This window comes from Rhizobium sp. YAF28, from assembly GCF_052113285.1.
Classification (GTDB): domain Bacteria; phylum Pseudomonadota; class Alphaproteobacteria; order Rhizobiales; family Rhizobiaceae; genus Rhizobium.
In genome coordinates this window covers 12,904-30,160 of sequence record NZ_JBFRCX010000012.1, presented here as the reverse complement: position 1 = coordinate 30,160, position 17,257 = coordinate 12,904, and the positions used below count along the sequence as shown (strand labels likewise).

The 17,257-nt window shown below is 59.7% G+C and carries 17 protein-coding genes; 4 read left to right on the top strand and 13 right to left on the bottom strand.

What is annotated here, in order from left to right; translation table 11 throughout:
• Nucleotides 1-36: 36 nt before the first annotated feature.
• Entirely contained in the window at nt 37-927 is an 891-nt protein-coding gene (locus tag AB4Z13_RS25125) for a LysR substrate-binding domain-containing protein (RefSeq protein ID WP_442207077.1), read from the top strand.
• A gap of 3 nt (nt 928-930) precedes the next feature.
• On the opposite strand, the gene AB4Z13_RS25120 is transcribed toward AB4Z13_RS25125, so the two are convergent.
• From AB4Z13_RS25120 to AB4Z13_RS25080, 9 genes are all read right to left on the bottom strand, one after another.
• Nucleotides 931-1,473: a 3'-5' exonuclease gene (locus tag AB4Z13_RS25120; RefSeq protein WP_442207076.1), complete on the bottom strand. Its 543-nt coding sequence runs from the start codon at nt 1,471-1,473 to the stop codon at nt 931-933.
• A 133-nt stretch (nt 1,474-1,606) separates the two neighbouring features.
• Nucleotides 1,607-2,686, bottom strand: coding sequence for an ABC transporter ATP-binding protein (locus tag AB4Z13_RS25115; RefSeq protein ID WP_442207075.1), 1,080 nt, complete (start codon nt 2,684-2,686; stop codon nt 1,607-1,609).
• A gap of 1 nt (nt 2,687) precedes the next feature.
• Complete coding sequence (locus AB4Z13_RS25110) at nt 2,688-4,616, bottom strand: glycoside hydrolase family 127 protein (protein WP_442207074.1); 1,929 nt, start codon at nt 4,614-4,616, stop codon at nt 2,688-2,690.
• A gap of 27 nt (nt 4,617-4,643) precedes the next feature.
• Nucleotides 4,644-5,507 carry a carbohydrate ABC transporter permease gene (locus AB4Z13_RS25105; RefSeq protein WP_442207073.1) on the bottom strand — a complete coding sequence of 288 codons (864 nt, stop codon included), beginning with the start codon at nt 5,505-5,507 and terminating at the stop codon, nt 4,644-4,646.
• Nucleotides 5,507-6,418: a carbohydrate ABC transporter permease gene (locus AB4Z13_RS25100; protein WP_025669883.1), complete on the bottom strand. Its 912-nt coding sequence runs from the start codon at nt 6,416-6,418 to the stop codon at nt 5,507-5,509. The genes AB4Z13_RS25105 and AB4Z13_RS25100 overlap by 1 nt, the downstream gene beginning before the upstream one ends.
• An 82-nt stretch (nt 6,419-6,500) precedes the next feature.
• The gene (locus AB4Z13_RS25095) at nt 6,501-7,739 is read right to left on the bottom strand and encodes an ABC transporter substrate-binding protein (RefSeq protein ID WP_442207072.1); all 1,239 of its coding nucleotides are present in this window, start codon (nt 7,737-7,739) and stop codon (nt 6,501-6,503) included.
• A gap of 40 nt (nt 7,740-7,779) precedes the next feature.
• Nucleotides 7,780-8,814 (bottom strand): LacI family DNA-binding transcriptional regulator, encoded by a 1,035-nt coding sequence (locus AB4Z13_RS25090; RefSeq protein WP_442207071.1) that lies wholly within the window; start codon nt 8,812-8,814, stop codon nt 7,780-7,782.
• Nucleotides 8,815-8,989: 175 nt separating this feature from the next.
• The gene (locus AB4Z13_RS25085; RefSeq protein ID WP_113323718.1) at nt 8,990-9,343 is read right to left on the bottom strand and encodes a hypothetical protein; all 354 of its coding nucleotides are present in this window, start codon (nt 9,341-9,343) and stop codon (nt 8,990-8,992) included.
• Between the two features lie 37 nt (nt 9,344-9,380).
• Nucleotides 9,381-10,328, bottom strand: coding sequence for a diguanylate cyclase (locus tag AB4Z13_RS25080; protein ID WP_442207165.1), 948 nt, complete (start codon nt 10,326-10,328; stop codon nt 9,381-9,383).
• Between the two features lie 259 nt (nt 10,329-10,587).
• Here AB4Z13_RS25080 and AB4Z13_RS25075 point away from each other — a divergent pair, with 259 nt between their 5' ends.
• Nucleotides 10,588-11,559 (top strand): alpha/beta fold hydrolase, encoded by a 972-nt coding sequence (locus AB4Z13_RS25075; RefSeq protein ID WP_442207070.1) that lies wholly within the window; start codon nt 10,588-10,590, stop codon nt 11,557-11,559.
• 56 nt (nt 11,560-11,615) lie between these two features.
• Here the strand turns inward: AB4Z13_RS25075 and AB4Z13_RS25070 are convergent, their stop codons facing one another.
• Together AB4Z13_RS25070 and AB4Z13_RS25065 are read right to left on the bottom strand one after the other, a co-directional pair.
• Nucleotides 11,616-12,512 carry a LysR family transcriptional regulator gene (locus AB4Z13_RS25070; protein ID WP_113323720.1) on the bottom strand — a complete coding sequence of 299 codons (897 nt, stop codon included), beginning with the start codon at nt 12,510-12,512 and terminating at the stop codon, nt 11,616-11,618.
• A 53-nt stretch (nt 12,513-12,565) separates the two neighbouring features.
• Entirely contained in the window at nt 12,566-12,949 is a 384-nt protein-coding gene (locus AB4Z13_RS25065; RefSeq protein ID WP_442207069.1) for a hypothetical protein, read from the bottom strand.
• A 336-nt stretch (nt 12,950-13,285) separates the two neighbouring features.
• Between AB4Z13_RS25065 and AB4Z13_RS25060 the strand changes: the two genes are divergently transcribed.
• Nucleotides 13,286-14,389, top strand: coding sequence for an NADH:flavin oxidoreductase/NADH oxidase (locus AB4Z13_RS25060; protein WP_439017697.1), 1,104 nt, complete (start codon nt 13,286-13,288; stop codon nt 14,387-14,389).
• A 98-nt stretch (nt 14,390-14,487) separates the two neighbouring features.
• The gene (locus AB4Z13_RS25055; protein WP_442207068.1) at nt 14,488-15,624 is read left to right on the top strand and encodes a flavin-containing monooxygenase; all 1,137 of its coding nucleotides are present in this window, start codon (nt 14,488-14,490) and stop codon (nt 15,622-15,624) included.
• A gap of 37 nt (nt 15,625-15,661) precedes the next feature.
• On the opposite strand, the gene AB4Z13_RS25050 is transcribed toward AB4Z13_RS25055, so the two are convergent.
• Both AB4Z13_RS25050 and AB4Z13_RS25045 read right to left on the bottom strand, forming a co-directional pair.
• The gene (locus tag AB4Z13_RS25050) at nt 15,662-16,129 is read right to left on the bottom strand and encodes a GNAT family N-acetyltransferase (RefSeq protein ID WP_439017699.1); all 468 of its coding nucleotides are present in this window, start codon (nt 16,127-16,129) and stop codon (nt 15,662-15,664) included.
• Nucleotides 16,126-17,115, bottom strand: a complete 990-nt coding sequence (locus AB4Z13_RS25045) for a phosphotransferase family protein (protein ID WP_442207067.1) — start codon at nt 17,113-17,115, stop codon at nt 16,126-16,128. Before AB4Z13_RS25045 ends, AB4Z13_RS25050 begins: the two co-directional genes overlap by 4 nt.
• Nucleotides 17,116-17,257 lie beyond the last annotated feature (142 nt).

Below are 17,257 nucleotides of genomic sequence, written 5' to 3'. Positions count from 1 at the left end.
GCTTATCGTCGACTTCGGATGACTTGAGGTTATGGGATGAAACGTGGTCGGCTGCCGCTGACGGCATTGCGCAGTTTCGAGGTCGCGGGACGGCTCGAGAGCTTCACGCTTGCGGCCGAGGAGCTGTTCATCTCGCAGGCGGCCGTCAGCCGGCAGATCCGCGAGCTGGAACAGCTACTGGGCGAGCCGCTCTTTGAGCGGCGCCATCGAAGTGTCATCCTGACTGGAAGCGGCCGGAAGCTGCTTGCCGTGCTCACGCCTTCCTTCGACCGGATCGATGAGTGCCTGGACGATATCCGCAGAGCTTCAGTGTCTGCGGATCTGAAAGTCAGCGTCGAACCTTCCTTTGCCGCTTGCTGGCTCGTGCCGCGGCTGCCGGAATTTCGCAAACTTCATCCTGACGTCGAGATATCGCTCGATGCTGATCCGCGGACGATCGAATTCCGTACCGGGCAGGCGCAGATCGCGATCAGGCACAGCGCCACCGTCACAGCATGGCCGCGCACTGAGAGCCGGCACCTGATCGATGTCCGGATGCTGCCGGTGATCGCAACCGATCTTCTGGAGCGCGGCCCGCCGATTTCCTCCCCGCATGACATTTTTGCTTATGGGCTCTTGCATGAGGAAACCCGCGACGCCTGGAGCCGGTGGTTCGAGGCGGCCGGCATTTCCATGCCCGAGACGGCGAGGGGGCCAGTCTATGCCGATGACGGCCTTGTGCTGCAGGCGGCGCTGCGTGGCCAGGGCGTTGCGCTCCTGGATGAAGCCTTTGCAGAAGAGGAAATCCGGGCCGGCCGCTTGCGTCGGCTCTTCGACCTCACTGTTTCGAACGGCGCCTACTGGCTGGTTGCCCGCAGCTACGACCGCCTTGCGCGCCCGGCTGCCGATTTTGCGCGCTGGGTGACCGAGAGCTTTCACAAACGCTGACCTCTACCCGCCTGTCGCCATCCGCTTCTTGGCCGCCTCGCGGACAAGCTTCCATCGGGTAAGCTCAAGCGTGGCGTCCGCCAATGCGCGATGCGCCGGGATTGCCGCTTTGCTTTCCTCGACGATGCCGTCGATGAGCTTCGATAGCTCTGTTTCCGTGATGGTCGCTCCCGTTAATTCACGCGCCGCGGCCATAAAGGCGTCACGTGATTTACCAAGCCGGAGGGCATGCCGAGGAAAGCCGGCGGCGCGCAGGAGAACGCTCAGCCATTTCCCATCCCACGAAGGGGCGCTCGCATAGAGATCGTGCCCGGTCAAAACCTCGACCATTTCACTGGCGACCTGCTCTACCGGCACGCCCTCCGATGCAAGCAACTCCCGAGAAATCCCATGGATTGCTTCCGCATCGGCCGCCCAGTCGTCCCAGTCGGCGGCGGGTCGGATCAGGGCCGAGCGCGAGCGACCGTCTTCGAACACCCAGGCAATTTCGATGGGAACACTTTTCTTGCTGAGGGACGAGGCCTCGAAATCCAGGAAAACGATCAATGCAACGCGACAGGCGAGTGCTGTCCTCCAGCGAAAGACTTGTCCCGATCGTCCGGTGCTCATCGCCTCGAAATCTATTCAAGCCTTTGGGACCGGTTCGAGCGAACAGGACGCAGCCTATAGCTGCCTGCGTTTATTTGTCGAGCCGCATGCCATCGGCATTAAAGATGTGCAGATCGGCGGGATCGCAGGTGAAGGCGAGTTGGCTGCCGGTCTTAATGTCAACCGATCCTCTGTATTCGACGGTCAAAGGCTGGCCGTCGCCAAGCTGACAATAGAGGAATTGCGTGCCGCCGAGATATTCGTCGAAATCAACCCTGGCCCGCAACACGTCACCCTCCGGCCCCGAGACGATACTCAGATGCTCCGGCCGCGCGCCGAGGGTGATCTTCTGGCCCGCCGCTAGACCAGCGCCGCCGATCGGCGAACGAATGCGATTTCCGGCCGCCAGGATGGTGCCGTCACCTGCCCAGCTTGCCTCGAGCAGGTTCATGCGCGGCGAGCCGATGAACCCCGCGACGAAGACATTGTTCGGGCGCTCGTAGATCTCGCGGGGCGTTCCCGACTGTTCGATATGCCCATCACGAAGCACGACGATCTTGTCGGCGAGTGTCATCGCTTCGGTCTGGTCGTGCGTGACATAGATCATCGTATTGCCGAGCTCGCGATGGAGTCTGGCGATTTCGATGCGCATGGAGACGCGCAGTTCCGCGTCGAGGTTCGACAGCGGTTCGTCGAAAAGGAAGACATCCGGCTTGCGGACAATCGCGCGGCCGATCGCCACGCGCTGCCGCTGGCCGCCGGAGAGCTGGCCCGGCCGGCGATCGAGGAGGTGATCGATCTTCAGGATCGCCGAGGCCGCCTTGACGCGGGCCTCGATCTCCGATGCCTGCGTTCTTGCCATCTTCAGGCCGAAGGCAAGGTTTTCGCGCACACTCATATGCGGATAGAGCGCGTAGGACTGGAAGACCATGGCGATGCCGCGATTGGAGGGATCGAGATCGGTGACATTGCGACCCTTAATCTCGATCTCGCCGTCAGTGACATCCTCCAGCCCGGCAATCATGCGCAGGAGGGTCGATTTCCCACATCCCGAGGGGCCGACGAAAACGACGAAGGATCCCTCGGAAATGGTTAGGTCAATGCCATGGATGACTTCCAGATTTCCGAAACTCTTGCGAATTTCGGTCAGCACGACGCCCGTATCCGCCATGTTATTCACCGCGCGCCTCGCCCGCTCTGACCCAGACGAGCATCTCGCCCGGCTCACGATTGTCCCAGAAAGGATAGGGCACGAAACGCGCGCTCGCCTGTTTTGCGGCAGGCGGAGACGTACGGTAGAGCGCAGAACCCCAATCTGCCGTGTCGCGGCTGACGGGAAGGTCGAGCGCGACGGCGCCGCGAAGGCCGGCAATTTCTGATGTCTTCGCCTGCGAAATATCGGCGGAAAGGGTAATGCCATGCAGCCCCTCGCCATTGTCTGTTTCTTCGACGCAATAGACGAGCGGACCGCGCATCAGCGCCGTGCGGCCGGCATCCTGGCGGACCAGTGGATTGGCAAAGAGCTTGCGGGCAGCCAGCGGGATCGACAGATCGACCTTGTCGCCGCTCTTCCAATCCCGTTCGATCCGGGCATAGCCGTCCACTACAGCGGATTGAAGATCGAGCTTTTCGCCGTTGACGGAGAGCGCAGCACCCTCAGCCCATTCCGGAATGCGCAGCGAAAGCGCGAAACGCTTGGGACGATCGAGCGTCAGGTCGAAATGGATCGCGCCATCCCAGGGATAGCGGGTCTGTTGCGAAAGCTCGACCTTGGCGCCGGCGAGATCGAAGCGTGCCTTGCTTTCCCCGTAGAGATGGACGGCAATTTCATCCTCGGCGATCGCATACATGTAGGAGCCGACGGAGGCGAGCAGACGGGCGATGTTCGGCGGGCAGCAGGGGCAATGGTGCCATATCCAACGATGGTGTTTGCCCGCGCTTTCCAACGGGTTCTCATAGAAGAAACGGGTGCCGTCGAGTGAAAGGCCGGCCATGGCGCCATTGTAGAGCGCTTGCTCCATGATATCGGCATAGCGCCGGTTCGGACCGCGGCCGAGCATACGGTTTGCCCAGAAGACGAGGCCGACCGAGGCGCAGGTCTCGGCATAGGCGCTTTCATTCGGCAGGTCGTAGTAGTCGGTAAAACCTTCATTGGATGCGGCTGGGCCGATGCCGCCGGTGACGTACATCTGCTTGGTCGTCAGATCGTCCCAGAGGGTTTCGAGTGCAGCCGTCAACGTGTCGTCATTATATTCGGTGGCGATATCGGCCATGCCCGCATAGAGATACATGGCGCGCACCGCGTGGCCGACGACCTTCTTCTGTTCGCGCACCGGCACATGTGCCTGGCTATATTCATAGGTCTTCTGGTGGAAGTCGGCGGCACTCCGGCCATCACGGGTCGCTTCTTCGGTGAAGAAATGCGGTTCAGTGCCGCGCTCGTCGATGAAGAACTTCGAAAGGTCGAGATATTTCTTCTCGCCCGTGACCCGCGCCAGCTTGACCAGCGCCAGCTCGACTTCCTCGTGGCCGCAATAGCCTGGCATCTGGTCGGGGCCGTGGCCGAAGACCGTGATCAGGTAATCGGCATAGCGGCACATGATGTCGAGCAGCTTCTTCTTGCCGGTCGCCTGGTAATAGGCGACGGCGCCTTCGATCAGATGCCCGGCGCAATAGAGTTCGTGATGATCGCGCAGGTTCGTCCAGCGCCGGTCCGGCTGCACGCGCTGGAACCAGGCGTTCAGATAGCCGTCCTTGTCCTGCAGCTTCTCATACATGTCGATGATCTCATCGACGCGGGCTTCGAGCTTCGCATTGGGCCGCCGATACAGCGAATAGGCGACCGTCTCGATCGACTTGCCGAGGTCACTGTCCCAGAACATCTGCGTCGTGCCGCCCCAGGGGCCGATGGGGATGACCACGCCGGGGCTTGGCTGCGTCACGTCGATCGCCTGCAGCATACCCGCCTCGACACAGCGGTCGAGCAGCGTTTCGGCGGTGGAATCGCAGATCGCATCCTGGCGATCGCCAAACAGGCCCTGCAACTCGACGCTCGGCACGGGCAGGGGACGGAACTGGCGGTCTCTCTTCAGCTTATTCATGGCTTCATCCATTTCGTTGAAAGGTCATCATTTCACCGCGCCGGCCATCAGCCCGCGCATGTAGTAGCGTTGCAGGAGCAGGAAGACGATCAGGCAGGGGATCGTCATGACGACGACGCCGGCCTGGACCGCGCCCCAGTTGATGGCGCCGAGGCGACCGGCGCGCACCGCCGTCATCAGGACGGGAAGCGTGTATTTCTCGTTGCTGGAGAGCAGCACGAGGGCAGCCAGGAATTCGTTCCAGGCATTGAGGAAAGCAAAGATCGCCACTGTTGCAATACCCGGCAGCACCAGCGGCAGAAGTACGCGGACGAGCAGTCTCAGATCCCGCGCGCCGTCGATGCGGGCTGCTTCCTCGATCTCCTTCGGCACGGCGTCAAAGGCATTGCGCATCATGAAAACGGAGAAAGGAAGTTGCAGCGTGACGTAGACGAGGGTGAGCCCCAGCAGCGAGTTGTTGAGGCCGAGCTTCGCCAGAATGATGAAGAGCGGCGTCAGGATCGACTGGAACGGGATCATCAGCGTCGCGATGATCAGCACGAAAAGTGCGTTCTTCAGCGGGAAACGGTAGCGCGAGAAGCCATAGCCTGCGAGCAGGCTGACGGTGACGGTCAGCAGCACTGTCGCCAGCGAGACGAACAGTGAGTTGATCATGTGTTGCCAGATGCCGGCGCCGAACGTATCGAGCAGCGTATAGGCATCGAAGCTGACCCCGGTCGTAGGCCAGGGCGGCAGCGGCGGCAGGCTTGCCTCCGTGCCATGCCGGAAGGAAGCGAGCAGCGTGATGATGAAGGGCGCCAGGAAGAAGATCGAAATGGCGATGCCGGCGACATGATAGGCCGATTGCGATCTGAAGCGCTTGCGGGCGCGGCGTTGTCGGGACGAGATCATCAGCGTTCCTCCCCGACACGCAGCAGCCAGAGCTGGACGATGGAGATCGCAACGAGGATTGCCAGAAGTACAATCGAAAGGGCGGATCCGTAGCCCAGATTGAAGGACACGAAGGACTGGTTGAAGATGTAGTAGACGACCGAGATCATCTTGTTCTGCGGCCCGCCCGACGTCATGATGTAGAACTGGTCGAAGGCGAGGATCGAGCCGGTGACCGAGACGATCAGCGCCAGGGCAATCGTCTTTCGCATCAGCGGCAGGGTTAGATGGCGAAAGCGCTGCCAGCGTCCGGCCCCATCGATGCGGGCTGCCTCAGTCAGTTCGGACGGAATGGCCTGCAGGCCGGTCAGCAGGATGATCATCGTAAAGCCCGCGATCTTCCAGACGACCATGACGATGATCGTTGCGAACGCCGTGTCGAAGCTCGCCATGATATTGGGGCTTCGCTCGACGAGGCCGAGGGCGCGAAGGGCAGGGCCGAAGAAGCCGCTATCGACATTGGCAAGCCAGACCCAGAGAAGCGAAGCCGTCGCGAGCCCCACCACGACGGGCAGGAAGATGATCGTCCGGTAGGTGCTGACGAAGCGACGCTCCTTTTCCACGAAAATCGCCAGCGGGAAGGCGATCGCAAAGATCGCGATGGTCACGATGACGGTGTAATAGGCGGTGAAATTCAGGGCCGCCATGAAGCGGCTGTCGTTCCACATGCGAGTATAATTGGCAAAGCCGATCCAGCGCGAGGCGCCCATCAGCGGCCAATTATGCAAGCTCATCCAGCCGGTGAATAGCACGGGCATAACGAAGAAGACGATGACGAGCGCCATGGCCGGCGCAATGTAGAGAAAGCCGCGCCATTGCGACTTTCGCCGTTTTCGGACAGCGCGGATGCGCTGTGGACCGGAACCGGTCATCGAAACCTCCGCATTTTACGATTTCTTAAACCTGTGAATCGGCCGGGGAACTGCCACCGTCCCCCGGCCACGGCCGGGAGAGTTATTGGCCGCTGTCGATGATGGACTGCATCTCGGATTGGGCATTCGAGAATGCGCCATCGACGTCATCACCGAAGATCGCGGCGTTGGTGAAGGTCGCCCAGGGTCCGTTGGCGCTGTTGATCAGATCGTTGAACTGCAGCGTATAGGGTGTCTTGGCAACGGAGATCGCCTTCAGGCCCACCTGCATGCGGGGGTCGAGCCCGGCAAGAACCTGATCGGCAATATCCCCGCGTGTCGGCAGGCTGCCGTATTTCGCCATGACCTTCTGGCCGTCCACCGAATAGATGTATTCGAGGAATTCCTTGACCGCATCGATCTTCTTCGTGCCCTTGGTGATGACGAAATTGTCGCCGCCAGCAAAGGACGAAGTCTTGCCGTCGACGCTGGGGATCAGCGTCACGCCGAAGTTGATATCCGGATACTGGGTGACCAGCGTGCCGATGGCGAAGGCGCCGAGGCTCTGCTGGCCGATCTTCCCGTTTGTGAAGCTCAGGAAGCTCGTGCCGTTATCGCTCGCAGCACTTGCCGGAACAAGATCCTTCTTCACCATATCGCGATAGAAGCCGACGGCCTTGCGCATTTGCGGCGTGTCGAGCGTTGCGGTCTTGCTGTCCTCCGAGAGAATATCGGCACCTGCACCCCAGACGAGCGGCGTGAAGGTGAAGATCATGCAGCCGCCGCAGCCGCCGCCAGAGAAGTAGAAGCCGTAAGTATCGTCGCCGAGCTTGCGGATCTTCTCGGCGTTGGCTTCGATTTCTTCCCAGGTCGTGGGCGCCTTTTCAGGATCGAGGCCGGCCTTCTTGTAGAGGTCCTTGTTCCAGGCAAAGACAGAAGTTTCGACCGACAGCGGCAGGCCATAGATCTTGTCCTGATAAGTGCCAAGTTTGACATGTGATGGCGACAGCGAATTGAAATAGGGCAGGCTCTTTGCCCAGTCCGTCAGGTCCTCGAGCTGGCCCGCAGCGGCGAAGGCCGGGTTATAGATCAGGTCCATCGACAGGGCGTCGGGCGCTTGGCCGCCGGCGATTGCCGTTGCATATTTCTGCACCAGTTCGCCGAAGGGCACTTCGGTCGTGACCACCTGGTTTTCGTGGCTCGCATTATAGGCCTCGACAACCCTCTTGAAGGCATCGCCGATGCCTGTGCGGACCCACATTTCGATCTTTTCGGCAGCCGAGGCTGTCGAGACCAGGCAGAGGGTGGCAATACCGGTTGCCACCAATAGACGCTTCATCATGGCTCTCCTCCCAAGTTGGCGCGTCTCCTTCGCGCCGTTGCTATATTCCGAGGGTGTCACCCCCGCATGATTGCCGCACGACGAGACGGCACGGCAATTTCCTGATGCCGGGCTCCACCGAGCGTCCCTCCGCAAGCGCCAGAACCGTCAATCCGGCCTGCCGCCCCAGTTCCTTCAACTCCATATCCACCGTCGTCAGCGGCGGTCGCGTCTGGGCGGCGACAATCTCCCAATTGTCGAATCCCACCACCGAAACATCCTGCGGCACCCTGATGCCGCGTTCGCGCAGTGCATCGATGACGCCACGCGCAATCTGATCATTGCCGCAGAAGATGCCGTCGGGCCTTTCGCCGCCGCCGCTCCACAATCTTGCGACGGCTTCGTGGCCCCAGCTTTCCGACCAGACCCCGAACAGGACCGGCCGCTCTTCTCCCGCGACCCTGCGATAGGCATCGGCACGCTCGCGCACCGAGAAGAAATTCTCCGGTCCGGTGACATGCACCGTCCGCTTGCGCCCGAGCTTTGCCAGCCACTCGACGGCAAGGCGCGCGCCCTGCGCATCATCGGAGCGGAAGGTGACACTTCCGGGCGCTCCTTCCGTAAATGCGTAGACCACAGGCACATTCAAATTCGACAGATCGACCGGTAACCGTCTATCCAGACGCTTTCCTGTTGCGATGATGCCATCAACCTGTTTGTCGAGCATAGCCTCGACATGAATCTGCGCCAGCGCCGGGTCCTCCTCAATCGCGCACAGAAAGACCGAAACGCCATGGTCGACGAGAGCATCCGATATGCCTGCCATGACCGGCAGGGTAAAACGGCCATAGGTATCGTTGGTGAGAAGCCCGATCGTGAAACTACGCTTGCTGAGCAGGCCTCTCGCCAAAGCGTTCGGCCTGTACCCGATCTCCGCCGCAATGCGCTTGACCCGCTCGCGCGTTTCCAGTCCCATCCGCCCCGTATCGTTCAGCGCCTTCGATGCCGTCGAGATGCTGATTCCAGCGGCAGCCGCGACATCATGGATGGTGATCCGGCCTCTTTTTCCTCCTGTTGTGTCCAGCAACTCCTCCATCGAACTTGCGATGAGAAAAGCTTTTCCCTGTAAAATTGTCAAGTGAGAAAAGGTTTTCTCAGCTATCGTTGACCAGGTCTAGGGCCGATGAGCAGAGATGAACTGGTATCAATGATGAGCCGGCTTCTGATCGGAGGTAGGCGCGTTGGGCTTGTCAGTCTGTGATCGCAATCACTTACAGGTATCCGACATGGTCGCCGAATGGGATATCCTCATCCAGGTTGCCGCTGCCGATACGTTCGCTTTCGCCGGACAGGCGTTCTTCGTCCGGATCGGAAGCCTCTGCATGGGGGTGGGAGGAATGATGGTCCAGATGCCGATCCGCTGCCGGATCATCATCCGCATCGATACGATCTTCATCGCTACCGGCGGTATGGTGATCGTCTTTTTTCCCATTGCCGGCGGTGATCTTTGCCTGTCGCTCGGCGACCCAGGCATTGTCAGGTTCGGAGCCGATGGAGGTGCTGTGGTTCACGTGTGTGGCCGAGGAGGCTGCCGTGGGCGAGGTGGGCGCAATCTTTTCGACCATTGAAACTCCCTGGCTTATGGCCCGACTGGCGGCCTGGCTATGATGTCTGTCGCCCAAGCGGGTGCGCATGGGGATCGATGCTGATCTGGTCGCGGCCCCTCATCTTGGCCGCGTAGAGCGCCAGATCGACCCTGCGATAGATATCATTGGCATAGTCTCCGCTCATGACACAGGCAATACCTGCAGAAAAACTGTAGCGGAAGCTGAGCTGGTCAGCCAGCGGGCGAGACTGCCTCACGGCAACCAGCATGCGATTGACGATCTCTGCCGCTTCTTCGGGAACCGTGTTCGGAAGAACCAAAACAAACTCTTCGCCGCCGACGCGACCGAGAATATCCGTTTTGCGCACCATTTTCTGCAGCGTGGCCGCGAAATCCTTGAGAGCGGCATCGCCGGCAGTATGGCCGAAACGGTCATTGATATACTTGAAATTGTCGATGTCGAGAACCGCGAGGCAACCGACCTTCTCTTGTTGGTTGCCATAGCTGCGTACCAGCTCCTCAAGCTTCGACATGACGAAACGTCTGCTCGGGATACCGGTCAGCTCGTCGGTCTGGGAGGCTTTGATCGCGCTGTCGCGATCTTGCCGCAGCGTCCTCTGATCGGAGCGGATCGGTGTCACGTCACTTGCGACACAGAGCATCCAGCCATTGGTCTGCATGGTCTCGGTCATCCACAACCATCGGCCGTCATGAAGATCGGTCTCAAAGGCGCGAAATCCGCTTTTGCCTCGACGGGCGAGCGTCGACAGCAGCCAGCTCTCAAAGTCAGCCGCGGCAATAATCGTGCCGCGGCGGGCGTTAAAATTGCGCCGCACCAGCTCGGACCAGAGTGGTCGTTCGTCCTCTGCGATAAACCAGGCATCGCGAAATGCGCGATTTGTAAAACGCAACCGGTCATCCTGGTCGTAGACCGCAACCATGACGCCCGCAGCTTCCATAAGCTGCGCCATTTGCAACATCGCTTCCGTGTCACCCAAGGTCATCATGCCCTCAGAACAGATCATCATCTGCTTGAACTATCTGCCCGGCGTGAAGAAACAGTTAGCTGGTTTGCATATGCACAGGTGGTTCTGCGCCGTCACCGCTGGCTGATCGCGATTCTGCCCGTCATGGACTGCGAATTCTTCCAGTAAGTGGAATAATACCTTCCACGTTCTGCCGATTAACGGATTCCGGTGAATGGCTATGTTGGTGTCAGGCCAGCAAGGGCTGTTGGTGAATTTGTCAAAACGGAGAACTGAGATGAACAGACTGATCCTTTCCCTGATGCTGGCAACCGTCAGCATCGCTCCCCTTTCCCAAGCCGTCGCCGCTCCTGTCAAGCAGGTTGCGATCACCCAGCAGGTGCCGGTGACAGTGCACTATCGTTCGGCCAAGATCGATGGCGTCGACATGTTCTATCGTGAAGCCGGCCCGGCCGACGGCCCGGTCGTCCTGCTTCTGCACGGCTTCCCAACATCCTCGCACATGTTCCGCAACCTCATTCCGCTGCTGGCAGATCGCTATCACGTCATCGCGCCCGACTATCCGGGCTTCGGTCAGAGTGATGCACCCGATCACGCCAAGTTCGCCTATACCTTCAGCCATTATGCCGACATGGTCGATGCGCTGATGACCCAACTCAGCGCCAAGAAATACGCCATGTATGTCATGGATTACGGCGCACCGGTCGGCTACCGTCTGGCTCTCAAGCATCCGGAACGGGTGAGCGGGTTGATCGTCCAGAACGGCAATGCCTATGAAGAAGGCCTGCGCGAGTTCTGGGATCCGATCAAGGCCTACTGGGCCGACGATTCGAACGAGAAGCGCGAGGCGCTCTCCAATCTGGTAGTCCTCGATACCACCAAGTTCCAGTACACGGACGGCGTCAAGGACCTCACCCGCATCAGCCCCGACAACTGGGTTCACGATCAGGCCTTGCTCGACCGGCCGGGTAACAAGGATATCCAGCTCGACCTCTTCCACGATTACGGCACGAACGTCCCACTCTACCCGCAGTTCCAGGCCTTCTTCCGCGAACGCAAGCCGCCGACGTTGATCGTCTGGGGCAAGAACGACAAGATCTTCCCGGAGATCGGCGCACATCCTTACCTGCGTGATCTTCCGGACGCTGAAATGCACCTCCTCGACACAGGTCATTTCGCCCTTGAAGACAAGCTGGATGAGATGGCGCCCCTCATCCGCGATTTCCTCGATCGCAAGATCGCAAAGTAACAATCGCCTACATGAAGGCCCGCGCATTCAGAGATGAATACGCGGGCCTTTAGTTATCAATTGAAGTGCCTGTTGGATCTCAGCTTTTCCACCGAAAAATCGATGAAGCTTCGCACTTTTGCCGAAGCATACCGGCCCTCCGGATGGACGACATGGATCGGCAAAGCCTCCTCCTCATACTCAGCCAGGATCGTGCGTAATTCGCCGGCCTCAAGCTGCGGCGCAATCTGGTAGGACAGAACGCGCGTCAGGCCCCAGCCGGAAGCCGCCGCCGAGATGGCAGCCTCGTTGGTGCTGCAGAAGAGACGGGGACTGACGTGGACGGTTGACTTCCTGTGCACACCAAAACGCCATTCGAGCGACGTCCACGCACTGGTAGAGGCGACAATGCGATGGTTCGACAGATCGCCGGGCGTCATCGGAACGCCATGCTTTTCAAAATAGACAGGGGATCCGCAGATGACGCGTCTCACCTGGCCGACGCGCGTGGCGGTGAGGCCGGAGTCGGGCAGATGACCGATGCGGATCGCGACATCGATACCTTCTTCGACCATGCCGACAACACGGTCGACGAACAGGCCGCGACCGATCACATCAGGGTAGAGATCCAGATATTCGGTCATTAGCGGCAGGACGAACATTGTGCCGAACATGGCAGAGGTAGTGACGGTGAGAGTGCCCGTCGGTCTGCCGTAGGCGCCGGCTGCGGCAGCTTCCGCCTCCGAGAGATCGGCGAGCAGCCTCTGGCAGTCTGCAAAATACTGGGCACCTGCTTCTGTCAGCTTGACGGACCGCGTCGTGCGCGTCAGCAGGCGCGTACCGATGATATCTTCCAGGGCAGACACCATGCGAGTGACTGCGGGAGGGCTCATGTGGAGTTGCCGTCCTGCGTCTGCAAAGCTCTCGGCCTCCGCGACCTTCACGAAGACCCTCATTGCCTGCCATCGATCCATGCGGTTCACACTGTCTTCAAAAGCTTAAGTCCCTGACAGAGATTTAAACGCTTTTATTCCGATCGCAATCTATCGGACCCATAGCGGCAAGCCGCTGAACGTCCGGCTTTTGATCTCGCCGTCGACGGCTTCAGCTTCTTGACGAGGGCTCGCAGTTCCGAAGCGATGTCGGGAGCGCCGAAAGCCTTCAATTGCCGACTTGCGAGGGCGCCTGCCGCTCCGTCACCGGCTTCTATCGCCAGCGCGAATTTGACGGCGATTTCGACAAACAGGTCGAAACTGCCTCCGCGCTTTGCAGCGTCGATTTCAGCTCCACTTAGCGCCATTTGCTTCGCCTCGAGCTCCAGGGATCGAAGAGCGTCGAAATCGCTTCTCGAACTTGCAAGTGCAAGTTCGATTTGTATGCGCACCAGGGGAGTGATGAGGTTCTTGCTCAAGCCATTCTCCATAGGCTGCGATAGCCATCGTCTCTTCGGTCACCGTTTCGAGCCTGCCGGAAGATATTGCTTGACGCTTGGTAGGCGGGGCCGTTCGCAGACGGAATATTGTTGGTGGAGCAATACACCCGGCCGCAGCCAGCCTGAACTGACATTCTGCTGAAGGCTTTCTTCCCCCTGACGCAACAATCGGACGAAGCTACCTCGCGAAGCCTCTCCGCAAAACGGACCCACACCAAAGAACAGTTCCTGACATTGGGAGGCTCTGCTAACCGTCGCAAAGATCCGACTGAGTGCTATAAACCAAGACAACCGAATACTGCTTCGAGGAACGTCATGCCCCAACCCGTCCTGTTTTCCCCCTTCTCCGTGCACAATCTCGAACTCGCCAACCGAATCGTGATCGCGCCCATGTGCCAGTATTCGGCCGTCGACGGCTGCATGACGGACTGGCATCTGATCCATCTCGGACAGCTTGCGCTTTCCGGCGCGGCATTGCTGACTATCGAAGCGACCGCTGTCGTTCCCGAAGGACGCATTACCTTTGCCGATGTCGGCCTTTACGATGACGCTTCCGAGGCCGCGATGGCTCGTACGCTCGAAAGCATCAGGAAATGGTCGGATATGCCGATTGCCGTGCAATTGGCGCATGCCGGCCGCAAGGCCTCGACCGAGGTTCCCTGGAGAGGCGGCGGTCAGTTTTCGCCGACCGATCCGAACGGATGGCAGACCGAAGCGCCTTCCTCTGTCGCTTTCAACCCGAACTATGTGCCGCCGACTGCACTCGACCGCGATGGCATGAAGCGTGTCCGCGATGCCTTTGCAGCTGCCGCACGGCGGGCTGCGAAAATCGGCATTGATGCCGTCCAGATCCATGGCGCCCATGGCTATCTGCTGCACCAGTTCCTGTCGCCTTTATCGAACCAGCGAACTGACGAATATGGCGGCTCGCTGGAAAACCGTGCTCGATTTCCGCTGGAGGTTCTCGATGCGGTGAGGGATGCCTTTCCCTCCGATCGGCCGGTGACGATGCGCGTTTCCGCCACAGACTGGGTGGAAGGCGGTCTGGAGATTTCCGAGAGCGTCGAATTTGCCAGGATGCTCGAAGCGAGAGGCTGCGATGCCATCCATGTATCGAGCGGCGGCCTGCATCCCTCTCAGGCAATCCCGATCAGCCCGAGCTACCAAGTGCCGCTCGCCCGGGCAATCAAAAGCGCCGTAAAAATGCCGGTCATCGCCGTCGGTCTGATCACCGAGCCGACGCAGGCCGAGGCAATCGTTGCGACGGGCGATGCAGACCTCATCGCGCTTGCTCGCGCCGTCCTCTACGATCCGCGATGGCCGTGGCACGCAGCCGCCGAGCTCGGCGGGCAGGTGAAAGCGGCCAATCAATATCTCCGTTGCCAGCCGTCGCAGCTCAAAAACCTGTTTGCAAAATAAGATGGAGCGGGAATATCCCGCGCGAGGATAACGCTGGCTGCGTGATCTAAGCTGCTGTCTGGCATTACGATTATGATGTACCCTTCCTGCCACGTTAAATGGGCAGGGAGGGGCTCATGACCGTTGCGGGCACAGTAATTGTCGGCGCAGGCCCCGCCGGGCTCGCCTGTGCGGCAGCGCTCGGGGCCAACGGCCGCTCCTCTATAATCCTCGAACGTGCGGATAATCTGGCTGCCTCGTGGCGAAGGCATTATGACCGGCTGCATCTGCACACCGCCAAGGCGCATTCAGGGCTGCCCGGAATGCCCATGCCGAGGGCGTTTCCAAGATATCCGTCGCGACTGCAGGTGATCGACTATTTCGAAGCCTACGCGCGCGCCAACGATATCAGGATACGGTTTGGCAAATCCGTCATCAGCGTCAGGCAGGGCCAAGACTGGATCGTCGAGACGAATGACGGAGACGCCTTGGAGGCCGAAACCGTCGTGATCGCGACCGGGCTTTCCAAAGCTCCCATAAAGCCGGTCTGGAAAGGCCAGGAAAGCTTCAGCGGAAAGCTCCTGCATTCCTCCGAGTTCAGCAATGCGGGAGCACTCGGCGCGCGCAGGGTGCTTGTCGTTGGTTTTGGCAATTCGGCCGGCGAGATCGCGCTCGAATGCGCTGAGGCGGGTCTTGAGGTCGGCATGTCGGTGCGTGGGCCGATAAACATCGTTCCGCTGGAAATGTTCGGAATTCCAACCGCGACAATCGCCATCGCACAACAGCATTTTCCATACGGATTTGCTGACGCAGTCAATGCACCATTCCTGCGCTTGCGCTATCGCGACATGGGAAAACTGGGGCTGCAAAAATCCGCCAAGGGTCCTCTGACCAATATGGCGGAGAAAAGCCGCACGCCCCTGATCGATATCGGAACCATGGCTGAGATCAGAGCTGGCAAGATCAGGATATATCCAGGCATTGAAAGCTCGGATCGTCAGCAGGTGCATTTCGTCGATGGCCGATCGGCGGATTTCGATGCGATCATCCTGGCAACGGGCTATCGGCCCTCGCTGGAGACAATATTGCCTGATTTCGCCGAGAAGTTTGAGGGCGCGGAAAGGCCGAAAAGAGGAGAGCTCCAGCCCGGGAATGACGGCCTGTATTTCTGCGGATTCAACACGGCCTCCACAGGCCTGTTGCGTCAAATCGGCATCGAGGCCGTCAGCATTGCCCTATCGATAGCAGAACGCTGAAGAGCCCAAGACTTTGGGAGCGCTTGGTCTGTCCCGCTCAGAGAAGCGGGCGGCACAAATCTATTTCATCCCGGATCGGAATCCCGTGATCGCCGATATCGGGAATGGCGGGCTTCAGTAATCGCGCCTCATGAACTGCGCCAGGTCGAACCCGCCGCAGCTCGAAGCCTCGCTGTTGGTAGAAGCGCAATGCGGCGAGGTTGTCGTTGGTTGTCATGACCCAAAGGCACCCAATACCCTGCTCGCGCAAAACATCGGCCAAGGCTTCGATCAACAGGGTACCGACCCCCTGGCCGGGAGAGACCGCGTCCAGCGACATCAATTCTGCGTCGTTGCCCTCTAGCCGATACGTCGCCAGCCCGCGCTCGGGGTCGGCCACCAGCGCCGGAAGCGTCAGCAAGTCGAAGGCTTCGCCGTGAGCGATGATCGTCGTGCTACCCCATCGTTGCACGAGGAGTTTCGAAATCCAGTCAGCATCTTCTTTGGTAGCTGCGCGAGCCGTCATGCCTCATCATACCAAGGGTCAGGCCCTGTGACCATCGTGTGGAGGTTCCGGATCAATCCGTCGGGGCCATTCTCGGTGACTTGATCCACGCCCAATTTCGTTAGCCAGCACCACATGCTGACCCGATGGAAGAGCGTATAGAGCCAAAGCGTCCGGTCGATATCGGGGTGATCGACCGGACCATAGCCTTCAAGAATGGGTCTATGGCTGCGCGGGTCTTCATGTGCCGAACAGAAGAGGGCCTTGGCAAGATCAAAGAGCCTGTCTGCCGCCCGTGCATTACCGAAGTCGATAAGCCCGCTGAGCTGGAGCCGGCCTATGTCGTCACGCAGGGCCAGCACATTGCCTTGGTGAAAATCGTCGTGGCAGAGCACGGCGCCGCTGCTTTCCTGCAGAAGGCCGAAGTTTCCTTCTGCCAGCTGTTGCAGACGGCGCCCGAGATCGGCATCGCCGCCCAAATCGCGGAAGCGCCGAAACACGTCTTCGAACGCTGACGTCATATAGTCCGCATTCGTCGATTTCGGTCTGTGGATCCCTTGGCCGAGTACGTAGCCATAGGCAGGCATTGGCATCGCATGGATGCGTCTCAGCAACTCTCCCATCTGGCGGTAAGCATTCTCAATATCCGGCTCAGCCATCCAGTCACGCAGCGAGCGGCCGGGTAGCAGCGGCAGCAAGGCGTAGCGCAGCGGCAAGAGGCTTCGCGACTCGTCGATCTCCAGCCACTTTGGAACGAGCGCTGTCAGCTCCGCGCACCGACCCGCCACAAGCCTCTCCTTCGCCGGCCCCCATTCGGGTTCGTCGGGATAGATTTTCAGCACCAGCGGTTCGCGGTTCGCGCCTGCAAGATCGATCCTGTAGACTTCCGTACTGCCGCCGTGCAGACGGGAAAAGCCGCCGGCGATAAAGCTGGGATCGAGGTTTTGGACGATCCGCTGAACTGTTTCCCTATCAAGCTCCAGGGTCACCCGTCTTTCTGGTGCCATGTTTAAACGCCCCCTGTGCGACGCCCGTGGCTGATTTTGAGAGCGGTGCCAGAAATCACGAACCAGAAAACGCCGGCCGGATGACCGGACGGCGCAACGACCGATTCAGAGTGCTTTGACTTGTCTTGCTGGTCAATCTCGT